Origin of the sequence: Aliiglaciecola sp. M165 (assembly GCF_007197995.1) — a bacterium.
Classification (GTDB): Bacteria; Pseudomonadota; Gammaproteobacteria; order Enterobacterales; family Alteromonadaceae; genus Aliiglaciecola.
The window spans coordinates 39,375-55,311 of sequence record NZ_VKKH01000005.1 but is presented as its reverse complement, the minus strand read 5'-3'; the positions used below and the strand labels follow the sequence as shown (position 1 = coordinate 55,311).

Here is a 15,937-nt window from a genome sequence, read left to right as displayed (position 1 = left end):
ATACACCTTGATGTGAACCTTCAATTAGCTCATTTTCTTGAGCCAGCTAAGCGGAGCTATTTTTAGAATAAAGCGCATAAATGCCCAAGGCCAAACGGGTACATAGCTATTTCCGCCTTCTTTTTCAATCGCTTTAACCATCGCTTTGCAGCCTGTTTCAGTATCGACAATAAAAGGGACTTTTTTCACTTTTTCATTGATTTCACTGCGTATGAACCCCGGGTGTACTGTAGACACTTTTATGGGTGTTCCCAGCACATCAATGCGTAATCCCTCAGTCATACTGCTTAAGCCAGCTTTGGTCGCGGCATAGACAGTCATAGCGCGGCGCGCGCCACGAAATGCACTGATTGAAGATATTGTCACTAAGTGCCCGGCATTTTGCTCCCTGAAAATCTCCATCGCTGCTTCACACTGGGCCAATGCTGAAACGAAATTAGTGACAGCAGTTTGTTTATTAGCATAAAAGTAGCCGGTACCGATAGAAGCGCCTTTGCCCATACCTGCGTTGACTATGATCCGATCAATCTCGCCAAATTCTTGTTTAAATGCTTGAAACACTTCAAATACCTGGTCGTGGTTGTCCACATCGAGAGGCATCACCGAGATTTTGATGTCTGGGTTGATGGATTGCAGCTCAGCCTTTAACTCTTCTAATCGTTCGACACGACGGGCACAAAGCGCCAAATTTCGCCCCATCCTGGCAAATTCAATTGCCATACCTTTACCAAGGCCGGAGCTGGCACCTGTAATGAGAATATTTTTTCTTAGCATATGATTTGATTCTTATTTTGTTTTATTTGTAGGTTATAAGGGCTTTGTCTTTGCCCTCAAAATGACTGTGATCATTTAACGTCGAAACAAAAAGACGAGATCCTGTACTGACAAGCTTGGTGATACCACAATTCACCAACGTCCAGTTGACCTGCATGACTTTGCTTGGGTCGACACCGAGCAATGCCTGACTGACTACAGATATTGGCCCGCCTGAAGAAAATACCGCGACATGCTTTGCCTCACCCGCATAGTCAATTGTATTACTAAGCGCCTGTCTGATCCGCTGCTGATAGTGCTGCCAGGATTCGACATACTCATCATCGTGCTCTCCCGCTATCCAACGGTCCATTGCACGATTGAACATCGACTCGAAGGCCTTCTTAGGATGCGTTTGACTGCGCACCCAGCGCTCGATTGATGGCGCATCACAAAACTCAGGGCCTAACTGAGCAAGAATGTCATTGTGATCATACTCGTTCCAGCCAGCTTCTATCCGCAGGTCGTCTTCATCGAATGCATGCTGCATTGCATTGAGACAATTTTCTAGTGTTTGCCGATGACGGAGCATACTGCCCAAAACAAGCTTATCAAACTGACCCACTCGAGATTGTAATGACTCACCTAAAATTCTGGCTTGTTGGTGGCCATGTTCGGAAAGGTTATCGTAGTTTTGTTTTCCAAAAGACGCCTGCCCGTGCCTAATAAGGTAAATAATGGTCATGACTGGCCTCGTTTTATGGCCTTTTTACAACGCCAAAGCAAGTAATGCACAAAGAACCAGATATTCTTGAAGGCCGGATTATCGGTTTGCTTATGATGATATCGGTAATAGATCTGCTGAGCGATTGCGGCTAAACGGAACAGGCCATAGACTTCATAAAATGTAAAATCATCTACCTTAAAACCGGTTTTTTGAAGATAATAATCGATCACCTCTTGGCGAGTTAACATTCCGTCAAGGTGAGTGGGTTGTCTTCGTGTTCCTTTGGCGATACGGTCATCACCTGCTTCTACCCAATAGGCTAAACTGTTGCCTAAGTCCATTAGTGGATCCCCCAAGGTAGCAAGTTCCCAATCTAGCACACCGAGAATGTTGGTGGGTTGCTCGGCATCTAACACCAGGTTGTCAAAACGAAAGTCATTGTGTGTAATGCAAATATGCTCATTGGCTGGAATATTGTTTCTGAGCCAATTCATCACGTATTTGGCTTTGGGCACATTCCAGGTTTTAGCCTTGGAGTAACGGGCAGTCCAACCTTCGATCTGACGTTGAGTGTAACCCACCCCCTTGCCTAAATGTTCGAGGTTTGCCGCTTTGTAATCGACTTGGTGCAACTCAATCAGACTGTCTAGAGCCTTCAAGCATAATTCTCGTGTTTGCGCTTTATCCAGCGAAACACCTCTTGGTAGATTTTTACGAGGGATCAGGCCGGTAAATTTTTCCATCACATAAAATTCGCTACCAATCAGTGAATCATCATCACTGTGGGCAAGCATCTCTGGAACATAAGGATAAACAGGCTTCAGGGCTTTTTGCAGACGGTATTCACGGCCCATATCATGGGCACCTTTAGCTTTTGTGCCTTTTGGTGCGCGGCGCAAAATGACTTCTTTTTCTGGATAAACAAGACAATAAGTCCAGTTGGATGCGCCGCCAGAATATTGCGTTACCTCAGGTATGCCAGAGACATCACCAAGCTGCTCAACTAACCATGGATTGAGCTTTTGCAAATCAAGCTCTTCGCCACGTCTTACGTTTCCGGCTGTATCTATGGCAGTATTTTTTGTGTTGCTTTGGGCGTCAAGATTGTCCGCTTGGTTCATTGATGACCTCTTATATTCATCAATTTTTTTTGGTTTTTTGTTTAATCATATTCAGATAGGTTTTTGTCGGTAAAAATCGTTTCAGAGTATAAGCGGTTTTGCCATCCTTGTGAGTCAATATCATGAATCTGCCTGCATTTGCCTGCTGAATAATTGCTTTGGCAACCTGGTTTGCATCCATGTCTGACTTGCTAAGCATTTTGCTTACTAGCGAGCCGATTCCCGGCTGTTTACTGCGTAACGATTTATCCAGGTTTGTCGGGAAAAATGACGGGCAGGCGACACTCACATGTATACCTTGATGTGCCAATTCTAGATGCATGGTTTCTGAAAAGCTGACAACCGCAGCCTTGCTCGCATTGTAACTCCCCATAAGTGGGATAGGTGTAATGCCCGCCTGCGAGGCAATATTGATGATTTTTGCGCCAGGTTGCATCAGGGGAACGCAGGCACGGGTCATTCTTACCATACCTAACAGATTGATATTCATCACCCATTGCCACTGATCGATATCTTCGAATTCCAAGGCCCCGCCGGTGGCTACACCTGCATTGTTGACCAATACATCGATACTTCCCCAGCGATTAGTTACCTCGGCAATCAAGGCTTCAATATCTTTTTCACTAGTAATATCGCAGGCGATGCTCCAAGCATCCTGGCCCAGACTGACTAGCGCTTGAGCGCTTTGTTGTGCGGCGTCTGCATTGACATCGGCAATACACAACGAGACATCCATCCCAACATATTGCTGGGCTATGGCTTTACCTAATCCGGAACCTGCGCCGGTGATTAAAACATGTTTCATGTATGGCTGTGCTCTTTAGGGTTAGTTCTTAGGTTTATATTTGGCCAACTCTAAACGTGTCACCATACCTTGATGCACTTCATCTGGGCCATCGGCCAATCTCAATGCCCGAGCTCCCGCAGCAAATCGAGCTAATGGGAAGTCATTGCACATGCCCGCTCCACCATGCATCTGGATAGCCATATCGACAACACTTTGTAACATACGCGGCACCACAACTTTGATTGCTGAAATTTCTGTCATGGCATTTTTTACGCCAACGGCATCGATTTTCCATGCAGCATTCAAGGTTAGAAGGCGGGCTTGATCAATCGCCATTCTAGCGTCGGCAATGCGTTCTCCATTGCCTCCCAGCTTGATCAAAGGCTTGCCAAACGCTGTGCGCGATGCTCCACGTTTGATCGCCAGCTCCAGCGCTTTTTCGGCCATACCGATTGCACGCATACAATGATGAATGCGACCAGGACCTAAGCGCCCCTGGGCAATGGCGAAGCCTTTTCCAAGTCCCATAATGATGTTTTCTTTGGGAACGCGAACGTTGGTAAAATGCATTTCACCATGGCCGAAGGGGGCATCATAATCGCCATAGGCCGTCAGCATTCTTTTGATTTCAATACCTGGGGTGTCCAACGGAACGATCACCATGCTGTGTTGCGCGTGGCGGTCATTTTCTGGGTTTGATAAGCCCATAAAAATGGTCACCTTGGCATTAGGGTGTCCTAGTCCTGTGCTCCACCATTTTTTACCGTTTATCACCACCTCATCGCCGTCCAGTTCAATGGTGGCAGCCATGTTTGTGGCATCAGAGGAAGCCACATCGGGTTCGGTCATACCAAATACCGAGCGAATCTTGCCAGCTAGCAGAGGGGTTAACCAAGTCTGTTTTTGCTGCTGTGAGCCGAAATGATAAAGCACTTCCATATTGCCTGTATCTGGCGCATTACAGTTAAAGATTTCCGGCGTAAAAGGCACGCGCCCCATTTCTTCCGCCAGTGGCGCGTATTCAATGCAACTGAGTCCTTTACCCAACTCATCGTCAGGTAAAAACAAATTCCACAAACCTTGCTGTTTTGCCAACGCTTTGAGTTCATCGATCTTGGGATGGACTTTCCAATTCTTCCAATCCCCCGTTGGGTTAAGTTCTTCCAACTCAGAATAGATTTGATTTTCTATCGGGTACACATGTTCATTCATGAACGCTTTTAGTTGCGCTAGATACTCTTGGCCTTTGCTGCTAGGTTGAAAATCCATGGTCTTCTCCAATGTCAATTTGCAACCAGCATAGCGGAAGTTTGTATTTGAATGAAATGAAATATAGTATCAAGTAACTATGAACTAAATTCATTGCTTTTGTCATGAAACATCAACGAGAAATCCAACAACTTGATCTCAATTTGCTCAAAGTATTTGAAAGTCTTTACCAAGAGCAGAATATGACGCGAACGGCCGAGCAAATGCATATTACGCCCTCAGCTGTTAGCCATGCGATAAAAAGATTGCGGGAGTGCCTGCAAGATCCTTTATTTGTACGCAGTAAAAATCAAATGTTGCCGACACCAGCTTGCCAGCGAATGGCACCTTTGATCATTGATAATTTGTCGCGACTTCGACAAATGCTTCAACAATGGGGGGACTTCGACCCCGGCACTAGCCAACACCATTTTCGTATTGGCATTCACGATGCGTTAGAGCCCGCTATACTGCCAAAAATCATACGGAAAATGTCTGAGATCGCTCCAGGCACCACATTAGCGAGTATTAAAGTTGAGCGCAATCAGCTTGGTAGGATGCTAACGGCAGGTCAGGTGGATATGGTTTTTGATGTGGCTATGCCGATGAAATCACCCATTTTGCACCAGCGCATGCTGGACGATAGCTTCAGTATATTGGTAGATAAGTCATTGTTAAAAGAAAAAGCATTAACCCAAAAAGAGTATTTTTCTAAACGGCATATTAGCGTTTCTCATCGGCCAACTGGCGCTGCTGTAGAAGATCTTATTCTGCAAGGGCAAGGGCTTTCTCGCAACGTAGCGATCCGTTGTCAAAATTATTATGCCGCTAGAGATATGTTAACGGATGTGCCCATGCTGTTAACCTTACCCACTGCGCTTGCCCATAGACTCTGTGACGAGCATCTGAGTGTTTTGGCACTGCCATTTAAGATGCCCAACATTGAGACCCATCTTTATTGGCATCAAAACACCCAGCATGACCACGCATTGCTGTGGTTTAGAGATCTGATAGCTAAAATTATGATAAAAAGTTAGTGTGCACTTACTTTTTTTGAGAGGATTAAATGGAGCCGTTTAAGAACGTATTTAATATAAAACTTGTGAACAACATGGCAGTCCATTTTGCCAAGCAGGATAACAAGTTTGATCAGCAGGGTTTTTGTCAGCACGCCACAAAAGATTTTAATTCTTTAGAGCTTAAAGCCCGCTCAAATCAAATTGTTGAAGCAATGTGTGCGTATTTACCTGAAGATTTTTTAGCTGCTACGCAATTTATTGAAGGCTCATTGGCACCACCAAGTATTGAAGAAAAACATCCAACGGACGAGCTGAATACTGGGCTAAGGGGGTGGGCGATTATGCCGATGGCGGACTATGTCGCTTTGCGAGGCCAAACACATTTAGAACGGTCGCTTTCACTTTTACAACAACTTACCATGCGCTTTTCGGCAGAGTTTGCCATCCGCCCATTTCTGGATGAATATGCCGAGAATGTGTTGCCGGTATTACACGATTGGTGTGCGCATAACAATGTGCATGTTAGAAGGTTGGTATCAGAAGGTACGCGTCCGCGCTTACCCTGGGGCATGCAACTAAAAAAGTTTGTTGCTGATCCCAGTCCAATCATTGCTCTGTTAGAAAAACTCAAAGATGATCCTGACGAATATGTTCGACGATCTGTCGCTAACAATCTCAACGATATCGCAAAGGACCATCCTGATTTGGTTGCAACTATTGCGGCAGATTGGCTGCTGAAAGCGGATAAAAATCGACAAAGGCTTGTTAAGCACGGATGCCGAACATTACTTAAACAAGGTCATCCACGGGTATTGAAGAGTTTCGGTTTTCACCCTGCGGTTTTAAATTCAATCAAATTGGACCTGAACAAAACCCAGTTGCATTTTGGCGATGTGTTGACTTTCACCTTGTCATTAACCAATGGCACCGAGCGCCCTCAACGTTTGATGATTGACTATGCGATCCATCATCTCAAAGCGAATGGTACCCGCACTGCAAAGGTCTTTAAGTGGAAAAATATCGAAGTGGCCGCTGGCAAATCGCTTGTTTTACAAAAGAACCATGGAATTAAGCCAATAACCACCCGAGTCTATTATCCAGGGACACACTTTGTGGAGGTCATCATCAATGGACAAATTCTGCACAAACAACAATTTGAGCTTGTCATGAAAGGCTAAACAGGTTCAGTTTATGCGATAGGCGGGCATCTCGGTGTCGACTACCGTCAAACCACGCATGCACAATTTACCCAAATAGCGTTCTTCGCCAGTGCTGGAGAATTCAAAGTTAAATTCTGTGCGCCAATCTAGCTTTGCTTTGTGGAAGGTTAAGCGTGTTTTACTTCGGGCTACGCTAATCAATTGCAATCCTTGAGAATCACAGTAGCGTTCGAGATAGCGCTTGGCCTGTTCTGAGATTGCTCTAATGCGCCAGAATTGAATTCCGATGGCAATGATAACTGCCAGCAATAGGATATCTGCTAAATTGAACTGCATGCTTAACTGCCTTTAGGGTTTTGAAACAGGCTACCAATGGCCTGCGCTAATACTGGGGGTTTTTCAGGCAATCTCAATAGCATTAGCATGGCGTTTCTAAGATCAGGCACTTGCACCAAATCACGAAATACACCCTGAAATAAGGCATAGCTTGGGTCGACGTCGGCGGTTTTTTGCATAAAGCTTTGCAGCAGACCAGGCTCTGACAAATGCTGCCAAAGCCTGCCACTTATCACTAAAAGAGTATTTGGGTCGTTGGCGACTTCGCTAGCCAGCACGTTTTCCAAAAGTTGCTTAACACCAGTTCTAAATTCGTTACGACTTAATGCCCTTAAACCATGTTGCCACGCGATGGGATCTTGCTTGTGGTCAAGAATCCAACTATGAATGGCTTCAAAAACTTTTTGGTCAGTAGTTTGATTCTCTAAACTCACCAACAAAGAAAAAACAACCTGAGTAGGGTATCGAGTCAGGTGCTGTGCAATGACCTGTTTTACGTCAGGCTCTTGCATCTGAGACACCACATCGGCGATTCCTTGCAACGCAACCCCTTGCCAATCGAGCACAAGAGGAGCTTGTAAATATGCCCAGGCTGCAGTGTGAAATTGTGAATGTCCGAGATTAAGGGTTGCTCGACTAATGCTATTAAAATCCGCTAGTTGGTGCTGATTAGGAATGAACGTGTAGAGATTTTCTGGTAATTGCCCGTTTTTGGCTTCGGTATTTTCAAGCTGGCTACCTAGGGCATCAACGATAATCTGCAAAAAGTGATTGCGCGAAGCACCTACGATTAAACCTTGTTCGTCCAAGGGTAACTTAACGAACCAAATGTATTGTTGCGTGGAACGGGTTTTGTCCCAAAAAACGATCCCAAACCATGCATGCTGATTACGCGGATAAGGTGCAGCGTGTTTTCCACTCTCCAAATCTAGGAAGGCTTGTGTTTCTAGCGCTCTAATTCCTCGACCCATGTCAAAAACACGATAATCGGTACCGGCGTGTAATAAAAACTCACTGATTGTTGAGATTTGGCTGCTGCTCATAGGGGCTTTACGTTATGATATCGTTAGTCGTTTTAAAGGCAGGCAGGATTATACTGTTTGCACCACTAAATCAAAAGAAAGCAAACATAAAAGTCCCATATTTAATGTACAAGCACGTTTTATTATCGTTACTCAATCATTTAGCTGAACACATGAAGGCCTGTGGCTTATGGTCGTTAACGCCTATTTGTGATTCCACCCTGCATCAGGCTATGACACAAGGTGTGCCTTTTGCCTGCAATGTGATGACATTTGAGCAGTGGTTGCAATTTGTTTTTATCCCAAAAATGACCATCATTATTGAGTCTGACGCGCCAATGCCCAATGCTTTGTGTTTGTTACCCGCAGCTGAGGGGCAATTTTGTTCTAAAACACATAACGGAGTTCTTCAGATAATTGCCGATATTGACGCGCAGTTTGCATCGGGCGTGGAGAATAAATGATGTTAGAGGTGATATATCAGGATGAACATGTTGTCGCTATTCATAAACCTGCTGGATTGTTGGTGCACAGAAGTTTAATCGATAAACGCGAAACCGTCTTCGCCATGCAAATGCTGCGTGATCAGATTAATCAGCACGTGTTTCCTGTGCATAGATTGGATCGTCCCACTTCAGGTGTCTTGTTGTTTGCCTTGTCATCCGATGTAGCACGAATGTTGACAGAACAGCTCACCCTTAAACACGTATCTAAAACCTATTACGCAATTGTTCGAGGTTATAGTCCCGAGCAAGGGCAAATCGATTATGCGTTAAAAGAAAAACTCGACAAAATCGCCGATAAAAAAGCGCGCCAAGACAAAGCGCCGCAAGATGCACTGACTGATTTTCAAACTCTACAATCGTTTGAGCTACCTTTTCCGGTCGGTCGTTATCAATCTGCTCGATATAGCCTTATTAAGCTAATGCCTAAAACGGGGAGAAAGCATCAACTTAGACGCCATATGGCGCATATTCGCCACCCAATCGTGGGAGATACCACTCATGGTGATGGAAAACAAAATCAATTTGTGCGTCTGCAGTATAACTTTGAAGGCATGGCGTTGACCTGCTTTGAAATGGCGTTAATGCATCCGGTAGAAAAAAATCCACTGATTTTACGTAGCCATTTCGACAAAAGAATGGCAGATTTACTTTATTCCTGGGGAATGACCCCTTCACAGTTACACCAATCAATTCATCAAGAGGAAACCCGTTAATGGCAGATGTAGGTATTTTTGTCGGTTCAGTGTATGGCAACGCCCAGCACGTAGCTGAGCAGGTTGAAGATATGATCGCAGGTAAAGGTCACAGTGTAGAAGTGTTCACCGACCCCACTATTGAAGACTTCACCTCAAGCAAATCCGTTTTATTTGTTAGCTCAACCACAGGACAGGGAGATTTACCACAAAACATAGAATTCTTTGTGATGGATCTTCGCGACAAGATGCCGTTAATGGCGCAAAAACCTTTTGCTGTGGCTGGGTTGGGTGACAGTAGTTACGGTGATACATTTTGTGGCGCTGGAAAACAGATTTTTGAGGTTTTGCTAGAATTACAAGGCAAACCGGCAGCGGATCTGCTTATCGTTGATGCGATGGAAACTTTAGAGCCAGAAGGTGACGTTGTGCCCTGGGTTGAGACATTGCTGCCGCAACTTGTCGCTTAATATTCACTGGGTATACGAATACGCTTGAGCACATTGATAATCACAAAGCACAGCTTCTAAGGAGGCGATGATGAATCCTTTTAGTTGGCAGTTTAAAAGCTGCCTAATCTTTGTTGTGCTGATTTTTACTGCTGCTGTAGCAGGTGGAGACAATCAACCCAAAACGATTGCGATTGTTGGCGGAATGCTTTTAGATGGCTATGAAACACCCGCCATTCATCACTCGGTGGTGCTGATCCAAGGTAATAAAATCACTGCCGCAGGGTCGAAACATGAGGTTTCGATCCCCAAAGATGCGCAGATCATTGATGCCCGGGGTAAAACGGTTTTACCTGGGTTAATCGATTTGCACATGCATCTGGATTTGATTGGTCACGGTGATTACGACCAGTATTATCGCTTTATTGGCGGTACCAAACGGCTGGATGAGATAATGCCCATCGCGGCGAAACAAATGTTGCGGGCGGGCGTAACTTCTGCGGTGGATTTGGGCAGTCCACTTTCTATTCTTGATACCAAGGCGCGCATCGAAGCTGGGCAAATCCCAGGTCCGCGGTTGACTGTGTCCGGCCCCTGGATCACCCGCATTAAATTGGATGGTGTGCCAGATGAATATCAGCTGGTAGTGAATTCCCCCAAACAAGCAGCGAAACAGGCAAAGTACCTAATCGACCAAGGGGTAGATGTGATCAAACTTTGGCTGGGTCTTACCTTGCAAGATTATCAAGCCGTGGTGAAAGTCGCCCATGAGCGCGGCGTAAAAGTCCATGCTCACCTGTATAAAGTCGACGCAATCGAAAAAGCACTTAATGCCGGGGTGGACGTATTGCAACATGTAGGTAGTGCAAAAATGCCGCCTTACCCTGATGAACTTATCAGACGCATTGCTGAGTCTCGCACTCCGGTTATTCAAACGATTGCGCATAGGATCTGGGTGTACCCTGCTACCTTAAACAACCCTGGTCGATTAGATACGCCTCAAATGCAAGGAGACATGCCAGAGGATCTTTATCAGGAGTTACAACGAAGTTTTAAACAATTTCATAGGTTGTCCTATTTTCATGATACGCCTGATGAAATTCGTCACGCTCAGATCAATGCAAAACAGTTTATTCAAGCCAATGCGTACATTGGGGTTGGCACTGATGCTGCGAGCCCATTGAATTTTCACAATGATGCGATTTGGCGAGAAATGTCTGCACTGGTGGATAGTGGGATGTCACCATCAAGGGTCATTACAGCAGCGACCAAAACGAACGCAGAGATTTTAGGGCAGGGTAGAATGTTAGGCACTCTCGAGCCCGGTAAATTGGCTGATGTTTTGATTGTTGACGGTGATCCACTATTCGATATCAATATGTTGAAATACGTCGATATGGTGATAAAAGACGGCAAAATCTGGGTGTCTGACGGAGAGTTAGTAGAAAAATAGTTAGAAGGGGCAATCAAATTTGATTACCCCAGTATTGGATTGGATATTATTCAGCGGCTCTCAGTAGTGCGTTAATTCCCACTTTTGAGCGTGTCTGCGCATCCACTTTTTTCACGATAACGGCAGCATACAAACTGTATTTACCATCCTTACTTGGCAAGCTACCCGAAACTACAACTGAGCCTGCTGGGACTCGACCATAATGGATTTCACCTGTCTCCCGGTCATAAATGCGCGTGCTTTGGCCGATATATACGCCCATCGAAATTACCGCGCCTTCCTCTACTACAACGCCCTCGACGATTTCTGAGCGTGCGCCGATGAAACAGTTATCTTCAATAATCGTCGGGTTGGCTTGGAGTGGTTCAAGGACCCCCCCTATGCCTACACCACCAGAAAGATGAACATTTTTACCGATTTGTGCACAAGAGCCAACCGTCGCCCAGGTATCGACCATGGTGCCTTCGTCAACAAAAGCCCCGATATTGACGTAAGAGGGCATTAATACAACGTTTTTACCTACAAAAGAGCCGGTTCGTACTGCCGCAGGTGGCACAACACGAACACCTTCTTCAGCAAACTTGGCTTTAGTATAGTCTGCGTATTTTAAAGGCACTTTGTCATAGAAGCGACTTTCTGCTCCTTCCATTACGTCGTTGTCGTTGATACGAAAATACAACAACACGGCTTTTTTCAGCCATTGATGAACGACCCACTCCCCAGCAATCTTTTCAGCAACTCTAGCTTCGCCAGAGTTTAACATTGCAATAGCGTCTAATACTGCGTTCTTTGTTTCAGCATCGACGTTAGCAGCTGTGATAGAGGCGCGTTGTTCAAACGCGGATTCAATTTTGTTTTTTAGGTCGGACATGTTTCACCGTTATTCTGAGGTTGATCTAATAATTGAGATAATCGTTTTTTAAGTTGTACTTGTTGTTCGGTTGTTACCGCTTTTTCATCTTGATTGGCGATAATAAATAAATCTTCTGCGCGCTCACCAATAGTGGTGATTTTTGCCATATGCAGAGTCAGGTTAAGGTCCACGAATAGATGACCAACTTTTGCCAAAAGCCCAGGGGCGTCCAATGCTTCCAATTCCATCATGGTGACATCTGAACTGCTTTGGTAGAAGCGCACTTTGGTTTTGACGTCCAATTGTTTCATACGACGAGACATCTTACGCTTATTACTGTGTTCTTTTCCGGGTTTCGCTAATTGCGTTTCAATGGCTGTTTTGAGGCTCTTCATTCGGCTCGGCGAACTAATGCGTGATCCATCTTGTTCCAACAAAATAAAGCTATCGAAAACATAATCATCGCTGGTGATAGTGATCTGAGCGTCATGAATACTACAGTTGCGGCTGTCTAGCACCGAAGCAATTTGTGCAAATAAAGCCGGACGATTCTTTCCGTATACCAACAATTCAGTACCTGCTTTAGTGGTTGAATCGTTTAGGGCTACCGTCAATGTATGGTTGTCGGCAATGTTAGCTTTTGCCACTTCTTGTGTATGCCAGGCTAGTTGTGCTGGGCTGAATCGTGCAAAATAATCGTTGTTTAATCTGCGCCAAAATTGATCGATGTCGTTGGCACTAAGGCCATGCTCTTTGAGCAAATCCCGCGCTTCTAATTGGTGCTTGTTAACCCGTTCTATCAATGTCGCTCCGCACTGCAATCCGTTATCCAGGGCTTTTTGTGTCAATAGGTAAAGTTCTCTGAGCAATGACGCCTTCCAATCATTCCACAAGTTATTATTAGTCGCTCGAATATCTGCCAACGTCAGGGCATAAAGATGTTTAAGATGATTGTGACTTTTTACTGCTGCAGCGAATTCACCAATAATGTCTGGATCGTAAATATCTCTGCGCTGGGCAACGACCGACATTAACAAGTGACTGGCGACTAACCATCGAATCAGTTCAGCATCGTCACCGTCAATATCATGCATTTGGCAAAATTCAATCACATCTTGGGCACCCAATACGGAGTGATCGCCATTTCGGCCTTTACCAATATCATGAAAAATCGCAGCAATATAGAGTAGTTCTGGTTTGTCGGCTTCTCGGACAATCCGCTTACAGCGAGGAAATTCTTTGTTGTCGTCTAAATGGTAACGATAGACGTTTTTAACCAAACGATGGGTGTGTTCATCAACTGTGTAAGCGTGGAACAAGTCAAATTGCATCATGCCGACGATGTGATCCCATTGAGGTAAATACGCCTGCAATATTCCGTGTTTATACATCAAGTCCCAGGCTAACCCGAAGAAGTCAGGATGCCTCATCAATTGCATAAATAACTTGCGACATTCTTTCCGTTCACAAAAGTATTGTTGACTGAATGCTCGGCGAGCGTTGCGTAATTGTCTTAAACAACTAGAATGCAGGCCTGTGCATTCCGGTGTATTGGCGACAAGCAGCAAAAACCTCAAAATGTGCTCTGGCGATTCAAACACCTTGTCTTGTCGCGTGGCGATTAAGCCGTCGGCCAGCTCAAAATCTTGGTCGACTATGCAGACATGTTTAACCTTAACGTCCAAAATATCTTGTTTGAAATATTGCAGAAGCATTTCATTAAGTTCACTAACGCGACGGACAATGCGAAAAAATGCTTTCATCATTTTTTCCACAGCAGGTTTGCCGTTACCGTATCCGAGTTTTTCCGCCACATCGGCCTGGTAGTCAAATAATAAGCGGTTTTCGCTGCGACCAGATACCATGTGCAAGGCAAAGCGAATTCGCCATAAGTGTGATCGACACTCAATCAATTCCGCCCATTCACTCTCAGTAAAATAGCCATGCTCAACTAATTCTCGGCCATTCCAAACATTGAAATGCTGCTTAGCTACCCAACCTATAGATTGAATGTCACGCAGGCATCCTGGGTTTTCTTTTACGTTTGGTTCAAGGTTGTAAGACGTATCGTTGAATTTGCTGTGGCGATCTTTCTGTTCTTGATATTTAGCAGTGAAAAAATCTTTACTGCTCCAATAGCCTTTGCCCAGCAGTTTTTTCTGCAAGGATTCAAAGGTATCTAGATCACCGGTCAACAGCCTAGACTCGACGAGATTTGTAGCGATGGTGATATCAGTGCTTGCCAGTTTGAAGGTTTCTTTTACCGTTCGCACCGATTGGCCGATATCTAACTTCATGTCCCATAATAAGGTAATGAATTGACTGACTTTGTCCTGTGCAGACTTATTGATAGCTTTGGGACTTAGAATGAGTAAATCGACATCTGAATGGGGTTGCAACTGTCCTCGACCATAGCCCCCAACAGCGATTAAGGTTAGCCCTTTTATGTTATCTAAACCAATTAACACCCATGCATGACGAAGCAAGGCATCAACAAAAGAGGCACGCTCGTGCACAAGCTGGTCAACGGCGACTTGGTCAAAATTTTCTTCCAACCAGGTATAGCTGTCGGCAACACATTGCTTGAATGCGGGAAGATTGTTGATATCGTCTATGGCTTCAACTTTGTTAATTAGATCTGTCAACGACAAAAGAATACCTCAGGCTGCACGCGAATTGTTGATTGGACGAAGTGCTATTATGCTCTCATCCAAAGAAAAATGATGTCGAAGTGTCTAACAAGCGCAAGGTTTAGGCAAATAACTAAAATAGGTGAGTCATAATCAATCTTCATAAGTGTATGAAAATGATGTGTTATCTTTTTTGACAATTACCCAAGATAGTCAATTTTAGTGCGATATGACTCGATCAATTTGCTCGTCTTCTCGCAGGGTTAGGATTTCTACGCCGTCACTTGTCACTAGAAGGGTGTGCTCCCATTGGGCGCTTAAGCTTCGATCTTTAGTCACCACCGTCCATTGATCCGGGAGGATCTTTGAGTAACGTTTACCTGCATTGACCATCGGCTCAATAGTAAAACACATGCCTTCTTTTAGAACTTCGCCAGTGTTGGGCCGACCATAATGCACGACCTGGGGTTCTTCATGGAAATTGGCTCCAATCCCATGACCACAATATTCTCTGACAATCGAATAATTATGTTTTTCGGCATGTTGTTGAATGATATGGCCAATGTCACCCAATCGAGTGCCAGGTTTTACCAGCTTAATTGCCATGTACAAACTTTCTTGGGTCACGCGGATTAAACGTTCTGCCAAGATACTGGGTTTACCCACCACAAACATTTTTGACGTGTCACCGTGATAGCCATCTTTAATTACCGTCACGTCGATGTTAACGATATCGCCATCTTTAAGTTTTTTGTCTGCTGGGATGCCATGGCAAATCACATGATTTACTGACGTACAGATGGATTTAGGAAAAGGCGGATTACCGTAATTTAACGGCGCTGGGATCCCTTGTTGCTCATTAACAATGTAATTATGACAGATTTGATTGAGTTCATCAGTGGTGACACCCTTTTTCACATGAGGCCCGATCATCTGCAGTACTTCAGCGGCCAAACGACCCGCCACGCGCATTTTTTCAATCTCTTCTGGTGTTTTGATGGTAATTGTCAAAGCGGTTTTTCCTATCGAGCAGATGCTCACACATCGATGTTTCGCAAAAATTCAGAATGCGGATTGTAACTTCTCGCAAAACCGTTGTATAGAACCTAGTCCTTTTGTCACCGGGATGATGTCGATTTGGAAACAATTGATATAACGAAAACTTGTGAAAAGAGCGAATC

At 44.7% G+C, this 15,937-nt stretch carries 16 protein-coding genes; 6 read left to right on the top strand and 10 right to left on the bottom strand.

Annotated features, from left to right (window positions below):
- Positions 1 to 24: 24 nt before the first annotated feature.
- Genes FM019_RS10385 through FM019_RS10365 form a run of 5 tightly spaced genes read right to left on the bottom strand, consistent with a single transcriptional unit; the run spans position 25 to position 4,657 of the window.
- Positions 25 to 774: an SDR family oxidoreductase gene (locus tag FM019_RS10385; protein WP_143835870.1), complete on the bottom strand. Its 750-nt coding sequence runs from the start codon at positions 772 to 774 to the stop codon at positions 25 to 27.
- A 22-nt stretch (positions 775 to 796) separates the two neighbouring features.
- Positions 797 to 1,498, bottom strand: coding sequence for a histidine phosphatase family protein (locus FM019_RS10380; RefSeq protein WP_143835869.1), 702 nt, complete (start codon positions 1,496 to 1,498; stop codon positions 797 to 799).
- Positions 1,495 to 2,601, bottom strand: a complete 1,107-nt coding sequence (locus tag FM019_RS10375) for a phosphotransferase family protein (protein WP_143835868.1) — start codon at positions 2,599 to 2,601, stop codon at positions 1,495 to 1,497. The genes FM019_RS10380 and FM019_RS10375 overlap by 4 nt, the downstream gene beginning before the upstream one ends.
- Before the next feature lie 19 nt (positions 2,602 to 2,620).
- Entirely contained in the window at positions 2,621 to 3,406 is a 786-nt protein-coding gene (locus FM019_RS10370; protein ID WP_143835867.1) for an SDR family oxidoreductase, read from the bottom strand.
- Between the two features lie 21 nt (positions 3,407 to 3,427).
- Positions 3,428 to 4,657 carry an acyl-CoA dehydrogenase family protein gene (locus FM019_RS10365; protein WP_143835866.1) on the bottom strand — a complete coding sequence of 410 codons (1,230 nt, stop codon included), beginning with the start codon at positions 4,655 to 4,657 and terminating at the stop codon, positions 3,428 to 3,430.
- A 104-nt stretch (positions 4,658 to 4,761) separates the two neighbouring features.
- Between FM019_RS10365 and FM019_RS10360 the strand changes: the two genes are divergently transcribed.
- Together FM019_RS10360 and FM019_RS10355 are read left to right on the top strand one after the other, a co-directional pair.
- A complete protein-coding gene (locus FM019_RS10360) occupies positions 4,762 to 5,673 on the top strand; it encodes a LysR family transcriptional regulator (RefSeq protein ID WP_143835865.1) in 912 nt (303 codons plus the stop codon).
- A gap of 74 nt (positions 5,674 to 5,747) precedes the next feature.
- Positions 5,748 to 6,833 carry a DNA alkylation repair protein gene (locus tag FM019_RS10355; protein ID WP_260681599.1) on the top strand — a complete coding sequence of 362 codons (1,086 nt, stop codon included), beginning with the start codon at positions 5,748 to 5,750 and terminating at the stop codon, positions 6,831 to 6,833.
- 6 nt (positions 6,834 to 6,839) lie between these two features.
- Here the strand turns inward: FM019_RS10355 and FM019_RS10350 are convergent, their stop codons facing one another.
- Positions 6,840 to 7,151: a DUF3301 domain-containing protein gene (locus tag FM019_RS10350; protein WP_143835863.1), complete on the bottom strand. Its 312-nt coding sequence runs from the start codon at positions 7,149 to 7,151 to the stop codon at positions 6,840 to 6,842.
- A 2-nt stretch (positions 7,152 to 7,153) separates the two neighbouring features.
- Complete coding sequence (locus tag FM019_RS10345) at positions 7,154 to 8,194, bottom strand: DUF3549 family protein (RefSeq protein ID WP_143835862.1); 1,041 nt, start codon at positions 8,192 to 8,194, stop codon at positions 7,154 to 7,156.
- Between the two features lie 104 nt (positions 8,195 to 8,298).
- On the opposite strand from FM019_RS10345, the gene FM019_RS10340 reads away from it, so the two are divergent.
- The 4 genes from FM019_RS10340 to FM019_RS10325 all read left to right on the top strand — a co-directional run bounded on the left by FM019_RS10340 (position 8,299) and on the right by FM019_RS10325 (position 11,273).
- On the top strand, positions 8,299 to 8,637 hold the full coding sequence (locus FM019_RS10340; RefSeq protein ID WP_185969255.1) for a YqcC family protein: 339 nt from the start codon (positions 8,299 to 8,301) through the stop codon (positions 8,635 to 8,637).
- Positions 8,634 to 9,392, top strand: coding sequence for a tRNA pseudouridine(65) synthase TruC (gene truC / locus FM019_RS10335; RefSeq protein ID WP_143835860.1), 759 nt, complete (start codon positions 8,634 to 8,636; stop codon positions 9,390 to 9,392). The genes FM019_RS10340 and truC overlap by 4 nt, the downstream gene beginning before the upstream one ends.
- The gene (locus tag FM019_RS10330) at positions 9,392 to 9,841 is read left to right on the top strand and encodes a flavodoxin domain-containing protein (protein WP_143835859.1); all 450 of its coding nucleotides are present in this window, start codon (positions 9,392 to 9,394) and stop codon (positions 9,839 to 9,841) included. The genes truC and FM019_RS10330 overlap by 1 nt, the downstream gene beginning before the upstream one ends.
- A 70-nt stretch (positions 9,842 to 9,911) precedes the next feature.
- Complete coding sequence (locus FM019_RS10325) at positions 9,912 to 11,273, top strand: amidohydrolase family protein (RefSeq protein WP_185969254.1); 1,362 nt, start codon at positions 9,912 to 9,914, stop codon at positions 11,271 to 11,273.
- A 46-nt stretch (positions 11,274 to 11,319) separates the two neighbouring features.
- Here the strand turns inward: FM019_RS10325 and dapD are convergent, their stop codons facing one another.
- The 3 genes from dapD to map form a co-directional block, all read right to left on the bottom strand.
- Positions 11,320 to 12,144 carry a 2,3,4,5-tetrahydropyridine-2,6-dicarboxylate N-succinyltransferase gene (gene dapD, locus FM019_RS10320; protein WP_143835857.1) on the bottom strand — a complete coding sequence of 275 codons (825 nt, stop codon included), beginning with the start codon at positions 12,142 to 12,144 and terminating at the stop codon, positions 11,320 to 11,322.
- The gene (gene glnD, locus FM019_RS10315; RefSeq protein WP_143835856.1) at positions 12,132 to 14,777 is read right to left on the bottom strand and encodes a [protein-PII] uridylyltransferase; all 2,646 of its coding nucleotides are present in this window, start codon (positions 14,775 to 14,777) and stop codon (positions 12,132 to 12,134) included. Before glnD ends, dapD begins: the two co-directional genes overlap by 13 nt.
- A gap of 198 nt (positions 14,778 to 14,975) precedes the next feature.
- Positions 14,976 to 15,767 carry a type I methionyl aminopeptidase gene (gene map, locus FM019_RS10310; RefSeq protein ID WP_143835855.1) on the bottom strand — a complete coding sequence of 264 codons (792 nt, stop codon included), beginning with the start codon at positions 15,765 to 15,767 and terminating at the stop codon, positions 14,976 to 14,978.
- Positions 15,768 to 15,937 lie beyond the last annotated feature (170 nt).

Excerpts from the sequence above, each read along its gene's own strand:
- FM019_RS10330 (WP_143835859.1), top strand. The coding sequence starts at position 9,392 with ATGGCAGATGTAGGTATTTTTGTCGGTTCAGTGTATGGCAACGCCCAG.
- FM019_RS10360 (WP_143835865.1), top strand. The coding sequence starts at position 4,762 with ATGAAACATCAACGAGAAATCCAACAACTTGATCTCAATTTGCTCAAA.
- FM019_RS10355 (WP_260681599.1), top strand. The coding sequence starts at position 5,748 with ATGGCAGTCCATTTTGCCAAGCAGGATAACAAGTTTGATCAGCAGGGT.
- FM019_RS10375 (WP_143835868.1), bottom strand. The coding sequence starts at position 2,601 with ATGAACCAAGCGGACAATCTTGACGCCCAAAGCAACACAAAAAATACT.
- FM019_RS10345 (WP_143835862.1), bottom strand. The coding sequence starts at position 8,194 with ATGAGCAGCAGCCAAATCTCAACAATCAGTGAGTTTTTATTACACGCC.
- truC (WP_143835860.1), top strand. The coding sequence starts at position 8,634 with ATGATGTTAGAGGTGATATATCAGGATGAACATGTTGTCGCTATTCAT.
- dapD (WP_143835857.1), bottom strand. The coding sequence starts at position 12,144 with ATGTCCGACCTAAAAAACAAAATTGAATCCGCGTTTGAACAACGCGCC.
- FM019_RS10365 (WP_143835866.1), bottom strand. The coding sequence starts at position 4,657 with ATGGATTTTCAACCTAGCAGCAAAGGCCAAGAGTATCTAGCGCAACTA.
- FM019_RS10370 (WP_143835867.1), bottom strand. The coding sequence starts at position 3,406 with ATGAAACATGTTTTAATCACCGGCGCAGGTTCCGGATTAGGTAAAGCC.
- FM019_RS10350 (WP_143835863.1), bottom strand. The coding sequence starts at position 7,151 with ATGCAGTTCAATTTAGCAGATATCCTATTGCTGGCAGTTATCATTGCC.
- FM019_RS10385 (WP_143835870.1), bottom strand. The coding sequence starts at position 774 with ATGCTAAGAAAAAATATTCTCATTACAGGTGCCAGCTCCGGCCTTGGT.
- FM019_RS10325 (WP_185969254.1), top strand. The coding sequence starts at position 9,912 with ATGAATCCTTTTAGTTGGCAGTTTAAAAGCTGCCTAATCTTTGTTGTG.
- FM019_RS10340 (WP_185969255.1), top strand. The coding sequence starts at position 8,299 with ATGTACAAGCACGTTTTATTATCGTTACTCAATCATTTAGCTGAACAC.
- FM019_RS10380 (WP_143835869.1), bottom strand. The coding sequence starts at position 1,498 with ATGACCATTATTTACCTTATTAGGCACGGGCAGGCGTCTTTTGGAAAA.